Origin of the sequence: Rhodovulum viride, from assembly GCF_003265965.1 — a bacterium.
GTDB lineage: Bacteria > Pseudomonadota > Alphaproteobacteria > Rhodobacterales > Rhodobacteraceae > Rhodovulum > Rhodovulum kholense.
This window is the reverse complement of the sequence record NZ_MUAV01000198.1, coordinates 1-398: the sequence shown is the minus strand read 5'-3', so window position 1 is coordinate 398 and position 398 is coordinate 1. Positions and strand designations below refer to the sequence as shown.

Sequence of the window (398 nt, the reverse complement as noted above, 5' to 3'; positions counted from 1 at the left end):
TAGGCCCCGAGCAGCTCGGTCAGGATCTCGACCACGGTCTTGTTGTGAAAGATCCGCTGGTTACGGCGGAGGCTGGCAAGAAAGGCCCAGGGCCGGAGCCGCAGCCGGTAGCGATGGCCATTGTCGCCCGAGCCCAGCCAGCGGGCCTCGGTGACGATGCCGTCGAAGGGGCGTTCGCCTTCCTTCGTGGTGAGGGTGACGGTGGCGTGCGTCCCGATCAGCCGGTCGAAATCGAGATCGGCCGTGGCAGCGAGGCAGTCCGCCGAATAGTCGAACAGCGCGTTCAGGTGATCGACGCCCTCGAACCGGCGGAGCACCAGGACGTCCTGCCCCAGCACCGTGGAAATCCGGCCCATGCGGGCGTCCTGACGGAAGAAGCCACTCATGAAATACCCTCT

The 398-nt window shown here is 65.6% G+C and carries 1 protein-coding gene; it reads right to left on the bottom strand.

From position 1 onward, the window contains the following. On the bottom strand, positions 1-386 hold a 386-nt coding region (locus BYZ73_RS21840; protein ID WP_281269514.1), incomplete at its 3' end, for a contractile injection system protein, VgrG/Pvc8 family. Between the last annotated feature and the right edge of the window lie 12 nt (positions 387-398).